Genomic DNA, 15,919 nt, shown 5'->3' with positions numbered 1-15,919 from the left:
GGCTTAACCCTCGGGCCGTCGGGCGGAGTGCCGGATGGTGACGACCTCCACCCGATCCGGCAGGATTGCGTAGCGGATCAGGTAAGGCTTCACGAGGGTCAGCTCGCGCGTTCCATGGATGGCGGGACGCCCTCTGTCCGCAAAATGCGCCAGGCTCTCGGCAGCGGCCTTCAATCGAATGAAAAAACGCGCTGCGGCGGCTGGGTTGAAGTCTGCGATATAGAGGCTGATGTCCTCAAGATCGCTCAGCGCCTGATCCGTCCAGACGACTAGCCGCATTTCGGCCGGGGCAGAGGATTGGCCGTCGACCACGATTCGACCCATCGCATGACGGTTTCATTATCGACGACCCGTCCTGCCGCCGCGTCCGCCAGCCCCCGCAAGGTTGCGGCCTCGTCCGCCGCGTCGTCGGGCGTCGAGAACAGGTCTTCGTCGTCGTGATCGATTGCAGGATCAGCCATGGATTAACTCCTACCACACCCCGCCGATACGGTCAGCCCCGCTCCAGCGCGCGCCAGCCGATGTCGGAGCGGTTGAAGCCGCCGGGCCAATCGATCTTGCGGATCGCGTCATAGGCGCGTTCGCGGGCCTGGGCGATGTCGTCGCCCTCGGCGCAGACGTTCAGGACGCGACCGCCAGAGGCGGCCAGCAACCCGTCGTCGCGGCGCTTCGTGCCGGCATGGAAGACCTGGACATGAGGACCGAAGTCCTGATCGACGCCGCGGATAATCGAACCCTCCAGCGGGCTGTCGGGATAGCCCTTGGCGGCCATGACCACGCAGATCACCGTCTGGGGCTTGAAGGCGGGCGAGGCCAGGCCCGACACGTCGCCGCGCGCACAGCCCAGCAGATACGGAACGATGTCGCCCGCCATCCGCATCATCAGCACCTGACATTCCGGATCGCCGAATCGGGCGTTGAACTCGACCACCTTGGGGCCGTTCTCGGTCGCCATCAGACCGGCGTACAGCACGCCGCGATAGGGCGCGCCCTCCTCGGCCATCTTCTTGATGGTCGGCTGGACGATCAGTTCGTCGGCCTGCTGCACCAGGTCGGGCGTGAAGACGGGCGCGGGCGAATAGGCGCCCATGCCGCCGGTGTTGGGGCCCAGATCGCCGTCGAAGGCGCGCTTGTGGTCCTGGGCGCCGCCGAATAGCAGGGCGCGCTGACCGTCGCACAGGGCGAACAGCGAACCCTCCTCGCCGTCCATGAACTCCTCGATCACGACGCGGGCGCCGGCCGCGCCGAAGCGACCGCCCAGCATCCGCTCGATCTCGGCCTCGGCATCGGGGCGGTCGGGGCTGATGGCCACGCCCTTGCCGGCGGCCAGACCGTCGGCCTTGATGACGTAGGGCGGCTTGAACACGTCCAGCGCGGCCTTGGCGTCCTTGACCGTGTCATAGACGCCGTAACCCGCCGTGGGGATTTCATGGCGTTCGAGGAAGGCCTTGGAAAAGGCTTTCGAGGTTTCCAGCTGCGCCGCCTTGGCGGTGGGGCCGAAACAGGGGATGCCGGCCGAGGCCAGACGGTCGGCCAGACCGGCGGCCAGAGCCACTTCGGGTCCGACCACGACCAGGTCGGCCTTGATCTCTCGCGCCAAGGCGGCAAGGCCGTCGGCGTCGTCGGCCTTGATGGCGCGAAGCTCGCACAGCTTCTCGATGCCGGGGTTGCCGGGCGCGGCGACCAGGCGCGTGACCAGCGGCGACTGGGCGATCTTCCAGGCCAGGGCGTGTTCGCGGCCGCCCGATCCGACGAGAAGAATGTTCATGAGACCGGGCAATGACCGGCCGTCGCCGGCCGGTCAAGCACCCGTCAGACTTAACGCCGCATTCAGCGTCCAATCAGCGAGCTGGCGGCGTCCAGGCCGGCAGGGCTTGAAGCTGGCCCGCCGTCAGGTCGGTGACCAGATCCCTGTCGCCGTTACGGTCGATTGGGGCCACGTCGGCGACCGGGACCTGCACCTTCATGTCGCCCGGCCCTTCCAGCTCGATCACCAGATGGGTCAGGGCGCCTGAGGCGTCCAGCACCAGGGTTTCGACATCGCCCAGATCGACATCGGCGCGCGAATACAAATCCGCATCCTCCAACTGGTCGCGGGTCATGTTGAAGGCCAGGGCGGCGTTCGACGCCGCCGTGTCGGCCTGTTGGTCCGGCAGGGCGACGGGCGCGCCGCCCGGCGCGGGCGCCTGGACGACATCGTCGTCGCGATCCGAACAGGCGGCGACGGCGCCGGTCAGGCAAAGGACGGCGGCGAGCGGAATGAGACGGTTCATGGGTTTCCTGACGATCTAGAGCAGGGCAGAGGCGACATAGACGCCCAGCCCCAGCAGAATGATGCAGCCGATGATCAGCCACGGGCTCATGGCGCCGCCGCCTCCAGCGCGACGTTCGAGGTCACGCTCACGCGGGTTCTGGTCGGACGGATCGGTTCCGGGTGGGTCGGCTGCCATGAAAGTCGAACGGCGAGGCGCGCGCGGCGTTCCCGCGCGGATCGACGCAGGCTAGGATGGGCCGATGAGCGACGACTCCTATGTGTTCGAAGGCCCGGCCGAGGCCCCTGCCCCGCGCGACAACAATCCGCCGCTGTCGATTTCGGAGCTGTCCTTTGCGCTGAAGCGCACGCTGGAGGACCGGTTCGGCCATGTGCGGCTGAGGGGCGAGATCTCCAAGGTCAACCGCCACGCCTCGGGCCACATCTATCTGACGCTGAAGGACGACAAGTCGGCTATCGACGGCGTGGTTTGGAAGGGATCGGCGCGCGGCCTGGGCGTTCAACCCGAGGCCGGGCTGGAAGTCATCGTCACCGGCAAGATCACCTCCTATCCGGCGCGGTCGTCCTATCAGATCGTGATCGAGAGCATGGAGGCGGCCGGCGCCGGCGCCCTCTTGGCCCAGCTGGAGCGGCTGAAGGTTCGACTGCGCGAGGAAGGCCTGTTCGAACCGGGCCGCAAGAAGGCCCTGCCCACCTTCCCCGCCGTCATCGGCGTGATCACCAGCCCGACCGGGGCGGTCATCCGCGACGTGCTACACCGGATCGCCGAACGCTGGCCCTGCCGCGTAATCGTCTGGCCCGTGGTGGTTCAGGGCGAGGCGGCATGCGGCCAGGTGTCCAACGCCATTCGCGGCTTCGACGCCCTGACGGCGGACGGGCCGATCCCGCGCCCCGATCTGCTGATCGTCGCGCGCGGCGGCGGGTCGGTCGAGGACCTGTGGTGCTTCAACGATGAAGGCCTGGCGCGGACGGTGGCGGCGGCGCGCATCCCCATCATCTCGGCCGTGGGGCACGAGACGGATACAACCCTGATCGACTTCGTGTCGGATCGCCGGGCGCCGACCCCGACCGGCGCGGCGGAAATGGCGACGCCGGTGCTGGCGGACCTGAGATACGCGGTCGCCGACATGGACCGGCGGATGGTCCAGGCGGGCGGGCGCCTGATCGAGGATCGGCGCACGCGCCTGCGGGCCGTGGCGCGCGGCCTGCCGGCGCGGCCGGAGGATCTGCTGGCCCTGGCGCAGCAGCGGCTGGATCACGCAGCGAGCCGTCTGGGGTCGGGGCTGCAACGCAACGTCGCCCTGCACGAACGGCATCTGGCGGTGACGGGCGGCAAGCTGAGCCCGTCCCTGCTGCGCACGCGGATCGAGCGGGGTCAGGACCGGCTGCGCGGCGCCGGCGATCGGCTGGGCGCGGCCTTGCAGGCGGGCGTGGCGCGAGGCGAGCGGCGGCTGTTGCAGGTCTCGGTCCGCCTGTCGCCCGCCCCCCTGCACCGACGACTGGATCAGCGTGAGGCCCGGCTTCACGCCGTCGGCGCGCGGCTGGACGGCGTCATGCCGCGTCGGCTGGAGCGGGACGCCAACCGTCTGGCGGCCCTGTCGCGGGCGCTGACCACGCTGGACCCCGGCCGTCCCAAGCCCGGCTTCGCCCGCGTCGAGGATTCGGACGGCGGCTGGATCACCTCGGCCAAGGCGCTGGAGGCCGGTCAGGCGGTCAGGCTGGTGTTCGGCGACGGGTCTCAACCCGCAACCATCGACGGCGGCGAACCCCGCCCGGCCTCGCCGCGTCCGGTCGCCAAGCCGAAGCCGCCTGCGGCCGGTCAAGGCAGTCTGTTCTAGGGCGACCTGTTCTGATGCGCCGTTTTCCGCTTCGCCCCGGCGCCGCTTCCTGCTAACCGCGCCGCATGAAGATCACGCGCCTCGCCGTCACCGCCTATGTGTTCGCCCTTCTGATCATCGTCCTGGATCAGCTGACCAAAGCCTGGATCATCAGCGGCCTGATGCTGCAGGAGGTGGGGCGTGTCCCGGTCCTGCCGCCCATCCTGAACTTCAGCTGGGTCGAGAACACCGGCGTCAGCTTCGGCCTGTTCGGCGGCGGCGAAGCCCGCTGGGGCCTGGTCATCTTCTCCATCGTCGTCTCGGCGGGTCTGGCCTGGTGGGCGACCCAGTCGAACCGTCGCCTGCTGATCACCGCCATCGGTTTCGTGATGGGCGGGGCGCTGGGCAATGTGATCGACCGGATTCGCTTCGGCTACGTCGTCGACTTCATCGACTTCTCGGGCACGGGCGTCTTTCCCTGGGTGTTCAACGTCGCCGACAGCGCCATCACCATCGGCGTGGTCCTGCTGATTCTGGACAGCCTCATCTCCGACAAGCCCGCTAAGGTTGGCGTAGCCCCCGAAAAGTCGTAATCACCCCGTCTTCACTATGCCAACGGCGCTCTCGCAGCGCCTCGTGCATCAGCCGACCAGAGCCTGAAACCATGCGTATCCGCAGTGTCGCCGTCCTGACCCTCGTCGCCTCCTCCGCGCTCGCCGTTTCGGCCTGCGGCGGACTGAAGCAAGGCATCGGCCTGACCAAGGTCGTGCCGGACGAGTTCGTCACCGTCTCCACCGCCCCGCTCAGCATTCCGCCCGAGTACGGCCTGCGCCCGCCCGCGCCGGGTCAGCCGCGTCCGCAGGAACTGGCCCCCGAAAGCGCCGCGCGTCAGATCCTCCTGGGCCAGCGCCAAGCCGTCACCCGTACGCCGGGCGAGCAGGTCCTGGTGGCCCAGGCCGGCGGCGAACAGGCCGACCCCCTGGCCCGCTACGTCATCGACGACGAGTTCGGCGACCTGGCGCACAAGGACGAAAGCTTCGCCAACCGCCTGATGTTCTGGCGCAAGGACGACGCCTCGACCCAGGCCCCCACCACGCGTCAGACCGCCGAAGGCCAGCAGACCATCGACGCCACGACCGAGGCGGCGCGTCTGCAAGCCCTGACCGGCGGCCAGCAGGCCATCACGATCCAGCCGCGCCGCAGCGGCGGCTTCAAACTGCCCGGTCTGTAAGACAAGCAAACGACGGACGCTTGCCACGGCGGCGTCCGTCCTTATTGTAAACGGACCTGACCGGAGCCGTTTGCATGACCGACACCCCAGACATCGCCGCCCTGTCCGGGGTAGAGCAGCTGCGGCTCGGCCTGACCGGCGGCATGATCGCCCCGATCGCGCGCACCGTCGGCTTCGAACTGACCGAGGTCGAGGAAGGCCGCGTCGTCTTCGAAGCCATCCCCACCACCGCCGTCTATAATCCGCTGGGCAGCGTCCATGGCGGCTGGATCGCCACCGTGCTGGATTCGGCCTGCGGCTGCGTCGTCCATTCGACGCTGCGGCCGGGCCAGACCTATACGACGCTGGAGCTGAAGACCGTTTTTCACAAGGCGCTGAGCGCGGGCACGCCGGTTAGGGCCGAGGGGCGGATCGTTCAGGCCGGCCGCCGCGCCGCCTTCTCCGAGGCCGATCTGCGCGGGCTGGACGGCAAGCTTTATGCGACCGCGACGTCCACATGCCTTATCATGGAGCGCTGAGAGGCAGCGAAGGTTTGCCGCGCCTCGCTTTAGCCGCTATCAGCGGCGAGCGTTGATGATCGGCCGCCGATCATCGTGCGCCCTCTCTCGCTGTCGGAAAAATAAGCTGATGCGTCGCGTGTTCACCGCCCTGGCCGCCCTCTCGATTGCGGCCTCCGTCCTGCCCGCCGCCGCACAGGCTCAAACCTCGCCCCGCGACCGTGGGGGACAGCAGCAGCCAGCGTCGGGCGAACAGGCCGCTCCCAGCCGCGCGCCGCGCATCGCGCCCTTGCGTCGTCGCGCCAACGCCGGCCCCTGCCCTTATGTGAAGATCCTCTACGACGCCGCCCGCTACGTCGAGCTGGAAGGCGGCCGCGCCGCCATTTCCAACGTCGGCTATACCGGCGAGATCGAAGGCATCACCTCGGACTGCGAATATCGCGAGGCCGATCCGATTCGCGTCGATATCGGCATGCTGTTCCAGCTGGGCCGCGGCGCCCAGGCGGCCAGCGACCAACGCACCTATCGCTACTGGATCGCCGTGACCGAACGGAACAGCGCCATCCTGACCAAGGAATATTTCGACCTGCCGGTGAACTTCGAAGGCCAGCGCACCGCCTCGGTCACCGAGGAACGCACCATCGTCATTCCGCGCGCAGGCATCGACACCAGCGGCGGCAATTTCGAGATCCTGGTCGGTTTCGACGTGACGCCGGAAATGGCCGAGTTCAACCGCTCGGGCAGCCGCTTCCGCGTCAACGCCGGCGCGACGCCCGCCGCGCCCGCCCCTGCCGCCGCACCGAGCGAATAAATGGCCGATCTGAAGACCGTCCTCAGCGAAGCGGTCGCCGCCGCCTTCGCCGCCGAAGGCGTGGATACGGCCCTGGCCCGTGTCACCCCGTCGGACCGCCCCGACCTGGCCGACTTCCAGTCGAACGGCGCCCTCGCCGCCGCCAAGGCGTTGAAGGCCAATCCACGCGAACTGGCGGGCAGGATCGCCGAGCGGCTGACCGCCGATCCGCGCTTCGCCTCGGTCGAGGTGGCGGGGCCGGGCTTCATCAATCTGAAGCTGGCCGATGCGCTGCTGGCCGAACGCGCCGCAGAGGTCGCGGCCGACACTGACCATGCAGGCGCCGCACTCGTGGCCGATCCCCGCAAGGTGGTCATCGACTACGGCGGTCCGAACGTGGCCAAGCCGATGCACGTCGGCCACCTGCGCAGCGCCATCATCGGCGAGAGCCTGAAACGGTTGTTCCGCTTCCGCGGCGATCACGTCACCGGCGACGCCCATTTTGGCGACTGGGGTTTCCAGATGGGCTTGCTGATCGTGGCCTGTGGCGACGAGGGCCTGGCCAACGCCTTTATGGCCGAGGGCGACGGTCCCTTCCCGGCCGATAGCCCCGTGACCTTGGCCGATCTGGACCGGCTGTATCCGCTGGCCGCCGGCAAGGCCAAGGAAGACCCGGCCTTCCGGGACCGCGCCCGCAAGGCGACGGCGGAACTGCAGAACGGACGTCCCGGCTATCGCGCCCTGTGGGCTCATTTCGTGGCGGTCAGCCGCGAGGCGCTGAAGCGCGAATATGGCGATCTGTCGGTCGATTTCGACCTGTGGAACGGCGAGAGCGACGCCGATCCGCAGATGCCGGAAATGCTGGCGCATCTGAAGGCGACCGGCCTGCTGGTCGAGGACGACGGCGCCCAGGTGGTCCATGTCGCCAAGCCCGGCGAGACCCGCAAGAAGAAGCTGGCCGACGGGTCGGTGATCGAGGCGCCCTCGCCGCCGCCCCTGCTGGTCATCAGCTCGGAAGGCTCGGCCATGTACGGCACGACCGACCTGGCCACGATCCTGGACCGCAAGAAAGCTCTGTCGCCCGACCTGGCCCTCTATGTCGTCGATGAACGTCAGGCCGAGCATTTCGAACAGGTGTTCCGCGCCGCCTATCTGGCCGGTTACGCCGAACAGGGCGCGCTGGAGCATCTCGGCTTCGGCACCATGAACGGTCCCGACGGCAAGCCCTTCAAGACCCGCGCGGGCGGGGTGCTGAAGCTGCGCGACCTGATCGACCAGGCGACGGACAAGGCGCGCGAACGTCTGCACGAGGCCAAGCTGGGCGACGACCTGTCGCCGGACGAGTTCGAAGCGATCGCCCACAAGGTGGCCATCGCCGCCCTGAAGTTCGCCGACCTGTCGAACGCGCGGACCACCAGCTACGTCTTCGATCTGGACCGGTTCATGAGCTTCGAGGGCAAGACCGGCCCCTATCTGCTTTACCAGTCGGTCCGCATCAAATCCCTGCTGCGCAAGGGCGCCGATCAGGGGCTGACACCCGGCGCCCTCGTCATCGCCGAACCGGCCGAACGCGATCTGGCCCTGACGCTGGACGCCTTCTCGACCGCCGTGTCCGACGCCTATGACAAGCGGATGCCGCACCTGGTGGCCGAACACGCCTATCGGGTGGCCCAGTCCTTCTCGAAATTCTACGCCGCCTGCCCGGTGCTGATCGCACCGGACGAGGCGACCAAGCGGTCTCGCCTGGCCCTTTCGGCGGCGGCGCTGCGCCAGCTGGAAATCGCGTTGAACCTGCTGGGGATCGACACCCCGGAGCGGATGTAGGTTAGACTGGGCGATGTCCTCCCGGAGATCGCCCATGTCGCTCGACACCTATATCGCCGGCCTGCCCAAGGCCGAACTGCACCTCCACATCGAAGGCAGCCTTGAGCCAGAAATGATGTTCGAGCTGGCGCAGCGCAACGGGGTGTCCATCCCCTACGACAGCGTCGAGGCGGTGCGGGCGGCCTATGATTTCTCGAACCTTCAGGACTTCCTGGACATCTACTACGCCGGGGCCGCCGTCCTGCTGACCCGCAAGGATTTCGAGGATCTGGCCTTCGCCTATTTCCAGCGGGCGGCCGCCGACAACGTGCGCCACGCCGAGATCTTCTTCGATCCCCAGACCCATACCGACCGGGGCGTCCCCTTCGGCGTGGTGGTCGAGGGGCTGATCGCGGGGATGGACCGGGCCAAGGCGGAGATGGGCGTCAGTTCGGGCCTGATCCTCAGCTTCCTGCGTCACCTGACCGAGGAAGAGGCGTTCGCGACCCTGGAGGCGGCCAAACCCTATCTGCATCATTTCATCGGCGTGGGGCTGGATTCGTCGGAGGTCGGCCATCCGCCGTCCAAGTTCCAGCGCGTCTTCGCCGCCGCCCGCGACCTGGGCCTCAAACTGTGCGCCCACGCCGGAGAGGAAGGCCCGCCCGCCTATGTGCACGAGGCGCTGGACCTGCTCCATATCGACCGGATGGACCACGGCAATCGTTCCATGGAGGACGAGGCCCTGGTCGAGCGGCTGGCGAAGGAACAGATGACCCTGACCGTCTGCCCCCTGTCGAATCTGAAACTGTGCGTGGTCGACGACCTGAAAGATCACCCCGTGCCCGAGATGCTGCGCCGGGGCCTGCACGTCACCCTGAACTCGGACGATCCGTCCTATTTCGGGGGGTATGTGAACGACAACTATAGCCGGTTGGCGGCGGCGGTGGGGCTGACGAAGGATCAGGTGACGCTGCTGGCGCGGAACAGTTTCGAGGGGTCGTTCCTGGACGAGGCGGAGAAGGCGGCGCGGATTGCGGAGGTGGAAGCTTACGCCAGGTTGGCCTAATTCATGTCACCCATTGCCGCCTTCTTCTTCTGGATCTTTCTGGCGCCGTCGATGGTCATCACAGTCGGCGCACTGGCGCTGGCGAAGCATCGGGCCGACTGGCTTCATCTGACCGGTAGGATCGCGCCCGATAAGCCACCGGTTGACCGGCTTCTGGCGTCCTTTTCTACAGAGTATCCCAAAGTTTGGTCGCGGCTTCGGGACGATCTCTATTCGGAGCGGCACAAGGCCTACGGCAGCCGTCTCGTCAGCATCGGCGTGAAAGTCGGCAGGGTGAGCCTGCCGATCGCCGCTTTCGCCATGGCGGCGACAGTCGGCGCGCTCGCTCTGGGCTTATAAAGACAGAGTGTTGGCGGAAATCTCCGCCACCCCCAGCGCCCGGAAACTATCCCGCGCCGCCGCCTCGGTCTGGTGCGCGATCGCGCGGCTGGCGTCGGCGATCACCACGGCCTCGAACCCTTGCCGCACCGCATCCTCGGCGGTGAAGCGGACGCAGTAGTCGAAGGCCAGACCGGCCAGAAAGACCCGCGTCACGCCCAAGTCGCGCAGCAGACCGGCCAGGCCCGTCAAGGTGCGATGGTCGTTCTCGAAGAAGCCGGAATAGGAATCCACCGCCGGATTGTAGCCCTTGCGGATCACGGCCAGGGCCTTTTGCACAGTCGGCGCGACGTCGGGGTGGAAGTCGGCGCCCGGCGAGCCCTGCAGACAGTGGTCCGGCCACAGCATCTGGCGGCCGTAAGCGACCTCGACCTCGGTGAAGGGGGCTGCGCCGGGGTGGTTGGAGGCGAAGCTGATCTGATCCGGCGTGTGCCAGTCCTGGGTCAGGATCACGCGGTCGAACCGCTCCGCCAGCCGGTTGATCAGCGGCATGATCCCCGCCCCGCCGGCGACCGCCAAAGAACCGTCCTCGCAGAAGTCGTTCTGCGGGTCGATGACCAGGAGGGCGTCTGTGGCGGCGATCTGCATCACGCGCCCGCGTAGACGTCGATCTCGTTGGCCGAACCCAGGGCGACCGCGATGCGCTGGTGCAGATGCTCGGGCTGGATGTCCAGGATGGGCTGCACGCCGTCCGTCGTCGCCTTGCCCCCGGCCTGTTCGACCAGGAAGGCCATTGGGTTGCCCTCATACATCAGGCGCAGCTTGCCGGGCTTGGTCGGCTCGCGGCTGTCCCACGGGTACAGGAAGACGCCGCCGCGCATCAGGATGCGGTGAACGTCGGCGACCATGGCCGCGACCCAGCGCATGTTGAAGTTCTTGCCGCGGGGGCCTTCCTCACCCTTCAACAGGTCGCCCACATAGGTCTGCACCGGCCCGGACCAGTGGCGCAGGTTCGACATGTTGATGGCGAACTCCTTGGTGTCCGGCGAGATGGCGATGTCGTCGTGGGTCAGCAGCCAATCGCCGTCGTTCGACAGGGTGAAACCCTTCACGCCTGAGCCGGTCGTCAGGACCAGCATGGTCTGGGGGCCGTACAGGGCATAGAGGGCCGCGACCTGATTGCGGCCGGGCTGCATGAAGTCGGCCTCGGTCGGCGAAGGCGTGGCGGACTTCAGCACCGAGACGATGGTGCCGACCATGGCGTTGATGTCGATGTTGGACGACCCGTCCAGCGGATCGAACAGGACCAGATATTCGCCGGTCGAATGGGACGCCGGCTGGACCTCGTCCATTTCCTCGGATGCGACGCCGGCGACGGCGGGGCTGGCCAGAAGCGCGTCGGTCAGCATGTCGTTGGTCATGACGTCGAGCTTCTTCTGCTCCTCGTCCTGGACATTGATCTGGCCCGATGCGCCCAGGGCGCCAGCCAGGGCGCCGCCCGCGACCACATCGCTGATCTGGGCGCAGGTGGCGGCGACGACGGTCAGAACGGTCTTCAGGCCCTCCGGCGCATCCAGGGCGGCGATATGGGCGTCGAGGCGGGTGCGGGTCATGGGGTCGATCCGGTTCTGGGGGTCGCCCGTTCTTGGCGGGCGAGACGCGCGACGGCAAGAGCAAGAAACCCTCTCCACATCCTCCCGCCGTCATCCCAGGCCTTGTGCCTGGGATCCATACGCTCCTTCGAAGACGCGGCGCACCGGTGAGCACCGGGAGTATGGATCCTCGGCACAAGGCCGAGGATGACGGAATTGTGGGTCGGAAATCAGATCGGCAGGATCGCCGTCCCAAACGCCCGCTTTAGCTCATGCGCGGCGAAGGTCTGGGCAGCAGCCGCGTCCGGCACGACCGTCGCCATGCCGAAGAACTCGTGCGTCGAACCGTGGAAGGTCTTGTGACGCACGTCCACGCCGGCCTGTTCCAGCTTCTCTGCCAGCAGTTCGCCTTCGGTGCGCAGGGGATCGATCTCGGCGCAGATGACGGTCGAGGATGGCAGGACGGCCAGGTTCGCCTTCTCGACGATATTGATGCGCGGGTCCTGGGCGTCGGCCTCGTTGGCGAAGATGTGCTTCACGAACCACTGCATCATCGGCTTGTTCAGCGGCTTGGCGTCGGCGTTCTCGACGTAGGACTCATTGTCCATGTCCACCCCGGCGACCGGATAGACCAGCACCTGATGTTTCGGCGCCGGCAGGCCGGCGTCGCGCGCCATCATGGACACGCCGATGGCTAGGTTGCCGCCTGCGCTTTCGCCCATCACCGCCACCTTCTGCGGGTCGCCATTGAAGCTCTGGGCGTTGTCCAGCACCCAGCGATAGGCGGCCAGGGCGTCGTCGTGGGCGGCCGGGAAGTGATGTTCCGGCGCCTGGCGATAATGGACCGAGACGACGATGACATCGGCCATCTTGGACACGCCGCGCGGGCCGCCGTCATATACGTCCAGATCGGCGATCACAAAGCCGCCGCCGTGGAAATAAACCACGACCGGATGCAGCTTGTCCTCGGAATGGTCATGCGGTTTGTAAATGCGGGCCTGGATCGGGCCGGCGGCGCCGGGGATGGTGATGTCGGTGATCTTGACGCCCAGGTCGTCGGCCTTCGGATCCTTGCCCGCTTTGCGTAGCAGGGAGTGGACCGCGTCGGTCGGGGTCGGCTGCTGGCGGGCCTCGGCCGGCGATAGGGTCTCGATCGGCTCGGGGTTTAGCGACGCCAGTTCGTCCAGCACCTTCTGCATAGGCCCATCGGGCTTGGCGGGGCTGGTGCGTTGCTTGTCGTCGTCGCCGAACAGCTTGTCTATAATGGACATTTTGGTCTTCCTGGGTTTCGAGTGGGGGCTCCCCACGACAATCCACGACACGCAGGCTTGTTCCCCGCCCGCTTGACTTGGGGCCGGAGTCGATGCCTTAGGTCGAGCGCTCTCGCGGGAGAGTTCGAGACTGAGGAATCAGGCTCGACGCCGAAGGCGCAACCGCCCCGGAAACGCTCAGGCAAACGGACCGCGACAGCATACGGACGCTGGAAAGTCGCTCTCGATGGGCGCGCCGACGGAGCAAGGCGACATGATTTGGTCGCCGGAATCTCTCAGGCTTCAGGACAGCGGGGGCGCGAGGACGGCGGAGCTCCGCCACAACACGCGACCGTGAAAGCCTGAACCATGACCGACCAGACCCTGAAGACCACGCCTCTGAACGCCGCGCACCGCGCCCTGGGCGCCCGCATGGTGGGCTTCGGCGGCTATGACATGCCGGTTCAGTATGAAGGCGTCCTGGCCGAGCACCGCTGGACCCGCGAACACGCCGGCCTGTTCGACGTGTCGCACATGGGTCAGTGCAAGATCACCGGCGCGGACGCGACCGCCCAGTTCGAGCGGTTCGTGCCCGGCGACTACGAAATCCTGAAGGCCGGCAAGCAGAAGTATTCGCTGCTGCTGAACAAGGATGGCGGCATCATCGACGACCTGATGGCCGGCCGTCCCGACCACGACGGCCTGTTCGTCGTCGTCAACGCCGGCAACAAGGACGAGGACTTCGCTTTCTGGGAGGCGAACCTGGAAGGCGACGCCAAATTGATCGTTCTGGACCGCGCCCTGATCGCCATCCAGGGGCCGGAGGCCGCCGAGGTCATGGTCGCGCACGAGCCGATCCTGGCCGAGATGGGCTTCATGGAATGCGCCCGGCTGATGCTGTTCGACGCCGACTGCTATGTCTCGCGTTCCGGCTATACCGGCGAGGACGGCTATGAGATTTCAGTGCCGGCGGACCAGGCCGAGCGGATATGGAACACCATCCTGGAAGACGCCCGCGTCAAGCCGATCGGCCTGGGCGCCCGCGATTCCTTGCGGCTCGAAGCCAGCCTGCCTCTGCACGGCCACGACATCGACCCGACGACCAGCCCGGTCGAAGGCGGGCTGACGTTTGCACTGTCCAAGTCGCGCAAGGAGCGCGCAGATTTCAACGGCGCCGACCGCATCCTGAAGGAACTGGCCGAAGGTCCGTCGCGCGTCCGCATCGGCCTGATCGTCAAGGAAGGCGCCCCGGCCCGCGAAGGCGCCGAGATCGCCGACGCCGAGGGCAATGTCATCGGCAAGGTCACCTCGGGCGGCCCGTCCCCTACCCTGGGCAAGAACATCGCCATGGGCTTCGTGCCGCCGGCCTATGCCGCGCTGGGCACGGACCTGAAGGTGATCGTGCGTGGCAAGCCCGCCGCCGCCGAAGTCGTCGCCATGCCCTTCGTGGCGCAACGCTATTATCGCAAACCGAAGACCGTCTGAGGATCAGATCATGAAGTTCACCAAGGATCACGAGTGGGTCAGCCTGGACGGCGACATCGCCACCGTGGGTATTTCCAAACACGCCGCCGACGCCCTGGGCGACGTGGTGTTCGTAGAAGTGCCTGAGGTCGGCAAGACCGTCACCAAGGGCGCCAGCTTCGCCGTGGTCGAGAGCGTCAAGGCCGCCTCCGACGTCTACGCCCCCGTATCGGGCGAAGTGGTCGAAGCCAACGACGCCCTGTCGACCGCGCCGGAAACGGTCAACTCGGCCCCGCAGGCCGACGGCTGGTTCGCCAAGATCAAGGTGTCGGACGCCGCCGAACTGGACGCCCTGATGGACCAGGCCGCCTACGACGCCTTCCTCGCCACCCTCTAAGACCCATCGGACCCTCTGATTAAAAGTCAGAGGGTCTTCGGCCTTTCACGGCCCAGGACAAGACCATGCGTTATCTCCCCCTGACGCCCGACGACCGCACGGCGATGCTCGCCGCCATCGGCGCGAAATCGATCGACGACCTGTTCGTGGACGTGCCCGAGGCGGCGCGGCTGGACGGGCCGGTGGACCTGCCCCGCGTGGCCGGCGAGATGGAGGTCGAACGCGCCCTGTCCGCCATGGCGGCCAAGAACGCCACGGCCGGCGCCGTGCCCTTCTTCTGCGGCGCAGGGGCCTACAAGCACCATGTCCCGGCGACGGTGGATCACGTGATCCAGCGCTCCGAGTTCCTGACCAGCTACACCCCCTATCAGCCGGAAATCGCGCAAGGGACCCTGCAGTACCTGTACGAGTTCCAGACCCAGGTCGCGAACCTGACCGGCATGCCGGTGGCTAACGCCAGCCTGTATGACGGTTCGACCGCCATGGCTGAGGGCGTGTTGATGGCGACCCGCGTGACCCGTCGCAACAAGGCGGTGATCTCGGGCGGCGTCCATCCCCACTACGTCAAGGCGACCGAGACCGTGGTTCACGCCGTCGGCGTCGAGACCCTGGCCCTGCCGGCCGCCGTGGACGCCGAGGCCGCCGTGATCGACCAGATCGGTCCCGACACGGCCTGCGTCGTCGTGCAGACCCCCAACGTCTTCGGCACCGCCACCGACGTGACCAAGATCGCCGAGGCCGCCCACGCCGCCGGCGCCCTGCTGATCGTCGTGGTCACCGAGGCCGTGTCCATGGGCCTGCTGAAATCGCCCGGCGAAATGGGCGCGGACATCGTCGCGGCAGAGGGCCAGTCGATCGGCAACGCCCTGAACTTCGGCGGTCCCTATGTCGGCCTGTTCGCCACGCGCGAGAAGCTGATCCGCCAGATGCCCGGCCGCCTGACCGGCGAAACCGTGGACGCCGACGGCGAGCGTGGCTTCGTCCTGACCCTGTCCACCCGCGAGCAGCATATCCGCCGCGACAAGGCGACGTCGAACATCTGCACCAACTCGGGCCTCTGCACCCTGGCCTTCACCATCCACATGAGCCTGCTGGGCGAGACGGGCCTGCGCAAACTGGCCCTGCTGAACCACGAGAAGGCCGTCGCCACGCGCGACGCTCTGGCCGCCATCCCCGGCGTCGAAATCCTGACCTCGCGCTTCTTCAACGAGTTCGCGGTGCGCCTGCCCAGGAACGCGGCCGAGGTCGTGGACGCCCTTGCCGGCCACCACATCCTGGCCGGCGTACCCTACAGCCGCCTGGCCCCCGACGCCGGCATGGATGACGTCCTGCTGGTCGCCGCGACCGAAACCACCCTGGATGCAGACATCCGGATCCTGGCCAAAGCGCTTACCCAAGTCCTCGGCGCCTAAGGGATACTGA

General features: G+C 67.3%; 19 protein-coding genes and 2 riboswitches. Of the genes, 11 read left to right on the top strand and 8 right to left on the bottom strand.

Going from position 1 to position 15,919, the window contains the following annotated elements:
- Positions 1-3: 3 nt before the first annotated feature.
- The 5 genes from ACP69V_RS03740 to ACP69V_RS03720 all read right to left on the bottom strand — a co-directional run bounded on the left by ACP69V_RS03740 (position 4) and on the right by ACP69V_RS03720 (position 2,450).
- Positions 4-312 carry a type II toxin-antitoxin system RelE/ParE family toxin gene (locus ACP69V_RS03740; RefSeq protein ID WP_426022702.1) on the bottom strand — a complete coding sequence of 103 codons (309 nt, stop codon included), beginning with the start codon at positions 310-312 and terminating at the stop codon, positions 4-6.
- Entirely contained in the window at positions 270-461 is a 192-nt protein-coding gene (locus ACP69V_RS03735) for a CopG family transcriptional regulator (RefSeq protein WP_135195096.1), read from the bottom strand. The genes ACP69V_RS03740 and ACP69V_RS03735 overlap by 43 nt, the downstream gene beginning before the upstream one ends.
- Before the next feature lie 32 nt (positions 462-493).
- Entirely contained in the window at positions 494-1,768 is a 1,275-nt protein-coding gene (gene purD / locus ACP69V_RS03730; protein WP_426022701.1) for a phosphoribosylamine--glycine ligase, read from the bottom strand.
- Positions 1,769-1,841: 73 nt separating this feature from the next.
- A complete protein-coding gene (locus ACP69V_RS03725) occupies positions 1,842-2,273 on the bottom strand; it encodes a hypothetical protein (protein ID WP_426022700.1) in 432 nt (143 codons plus the stop codon).
- Between the two features lie 15 nt (positions 2,274-2,288).
- A complete protein-coding gene (locus ACP69V_RS03720; protein WP_346496311.1) occupies positions 2,289-2,450 on the bottom strand; it encodes a hypothetical protein in 162 nt (53 codons plus the stop codon).
- A 64-nt stretch (positions 2,451-2,514) separates the two neighbouring features.
- Here ACP69V_RS03720 and xseA point away from each other — a divergent pair, with 64 nt between their 5' ends.
- The 8 genes from xseA (at position 2,515) to ACP69V_RS03680 (ending at position 9,815) form a co-directional block, all read left to right on the top strand.
- A complete protein-coding gene (gene xseA / locus ACP69V_RS03715; protein WP_426022699.1) occupies positions 2,515-4,110 on the top strand; it encodes an exodeoxyribonuclease VII large subunit in 1,596 nt (531 codons plus the stop codon).
- A gap of 65 nt (positions 4,111-4,175) precedes the next feature.
- Positions 4,176-4,682: a signal peptidase II gene (lspA, locus tag ACP69V_RS03710; protein WP_426022698.1), complete on the top strand. Its 507-nt coding sequence runs from the start codon at positions 4,176-4,178 to the stop codon at positions 4,680-4,682.
- Between the two features lie 71 nt (positions 4,683-4,753).
- Positions 4,754-5,320: a DUF3035 domain-containing protein gene (locus ACP69V_RS03705; protein ID WP_346496305.1), complete on the top strand. Its 567-nt coding sequence runs from the start codon at positions 4,754-4,756 to the stop codon at positions 5,318-5,320.
- A 74-nt stretch (positions 5,321-5,394) separates the two neighbouring features.
- The gene (locus ACP69V_RS03700; RefSeq protein ID WP_426022697.1) at positions 5,395-5,838 is read left to right on the top strand and encodes a PaaI family thioesterase; all 444 of its coding nucleotides are present in this window, start codon (positions 5,395-5,397) and stop codon (positions 5,836-5,838) included.
- A 109-nt stretch (positions 5,839-5,947) separates the two neighbouring features.
- On the top strand, positions 5,948-6,628 hold the full coding sequence (locus ACP69V_RS03695) for a Tat pathway signal sequence domain protein (protein WP_426022696.1): 681 nt from the start codon (positions 5,948-5,950) through the stop codon (positions 6,626-6,628).
- Positions 6,629-8,431, top strand: coding sequence for an arginine--tRNA ligase (gene argS / locus ACP69V_RS03690; RefSeq protein WP_426022695.1), 1,803 nt, complete (start codon positions 6,629-6,631; stop codon positions 8,429-8,431).
- 13 nt (positions 8,432-8,444) lie between these two features.
- Positions 8,445-9,476 carry an adenosine deaminase gene (locus tag ACP69V_RS03685; protein WP_426022694.1) on the top strand — a complete coding sequence of 344 codons (1,032 nt, stop codon included), beginning with the start codon at positions 8,445-8,447 and terminating at the stop codon, positions 9,474-9,476.
- Positions 9,477-9,479: 3 nt separating this feature from the next.
- Positions 9,480-9,815, top strand: a complete 336-nt coding sequence (locus tag ACP69V_RS03680; protein WP_426022693.1) for a hypothetical protein — start codon at positions 9,480-9,482, stop codon at positions 9,813-9,815.
- On the opposite strand, the gene pncA is transcribed toward ACP69V_RS03680, so the two are convergent.
- The 3 genes from pncA to ACP69V_RS03665 all read right to left on the bottom strand — a co-directional run bounded on the left by pncA (position 9,810) and on the right by ACP69V_RS03665 (position 12,657).
- Positions 9,810-10,442, bottom strand: a complete 633-nt coding sequence (pncA, locus tag ACP69V_RS03675) for a bifunctional nicotinamidase/pyrazinamidase (RefSeq protein WP_426022692.1) — start codon at positions 10,440-10,442, stop codon at positions 9,810-9,812. The genes ACP69V_RS03680 and pncA overlap by 6 nt on opposite strands.
- Positions 10,442-11,407 (bottom strand): class 1 fructose-bisphosphatase, encoded by a 966-nt coding sequence (locus ACP69V_RS03670; RefSeq protein WP_426022691.1) that lies wholly within the window; start codon positions 11,405-11,407, stop codon positions 10,442-10,444. Before ACP69V_RS03670 ends, pncA begins: the two co-directional genes overlap by 1 nt.
- A gap of 209 nt (positions 11,408-11,616) precedes the next feature.
- A complete protein-coding gene (locus ACP69V_RS03665) occupies positions 11,617-12,657 on the bottom strand; it encodes an alpha/beta hydrolase (protein ID WP_426022690.1) in 1,041 nt (346 codons plus the stop codon).
- Between the two features lie 105 nt (positions 12,658-12,762).
- A riboswitch (glycine riboswitch) is annotated at positions 12,763-12,860 on the top strand.
- Between the two features lie 4 nt (positions 12,861-12,864).
- A riboswitch (glycine riboswitch) is annotated at positions 12,865-12,950 on the top strand.
- 55 nt (positions 12,951-13,005) lie between these two features.
- On the opposite strand from ACP69V_RS03665, the gene gcvT reads away from it, so the two are divergent.
- From gcvT to gcvPA, 3 genes are all read left to right on the top strand, one after another.
- Positions 13,006-14,121 carry a glycine cleavage system aminomethyltransferase GcvT gene (gene gcvT / locus ACP69V_RS03660; RefSeq protein WP_426022689.1) on the top strand — a complete coding sequence of 372 codons (1,116 nt, stop codon included), beginning with the start codon at positions 13,006-13,008 and terminating at the stop codon, positions 14,119-14,121.
- Positions 14,122-14,131: 10 nt separating this feature from the next.
- Positions 14,132-14,497: a glycine cleavage system protein GcvH gene (gcvH, locus tag ACP69V_RS03655; RefSeq protein WP_426022688.1), complete on the top strand. Its 366-nt coding sequence runs from the start codon at positions 14,132-14,134 to the stop codon at positions 14,495-14,497.
- Positions 14,498-14,562: 65 nt separating this feature from the next.
- Positions 14,563-15,909, top strand: a complete 1,347-nt coding sequence (gene gcvPA, locus ACP69V_RS03650; protein WP_426022687.1) for an aminomethyl-transferring glycine dehydrogenase subunit GcvPA — start codon at positions 14,563-14,565, stop codon at positions 15,907-15,909.
- Positions 15,910-15,919: the final 10 nt, after the last annotated feature.

Source organism: Brevundimonas sp. PWP3-1b1, from assembly GCF_049896065.1.
GTDB lineage: Bacteria > Pseudomonadota > Alphaproteobacteria > Caulobacterales > Caulobacteraceae > Brevundimonas > Brevundimonas intermedia_B.
This window is presented reverse-complemented; position numbering and strand designations above follow the sequence as displayed.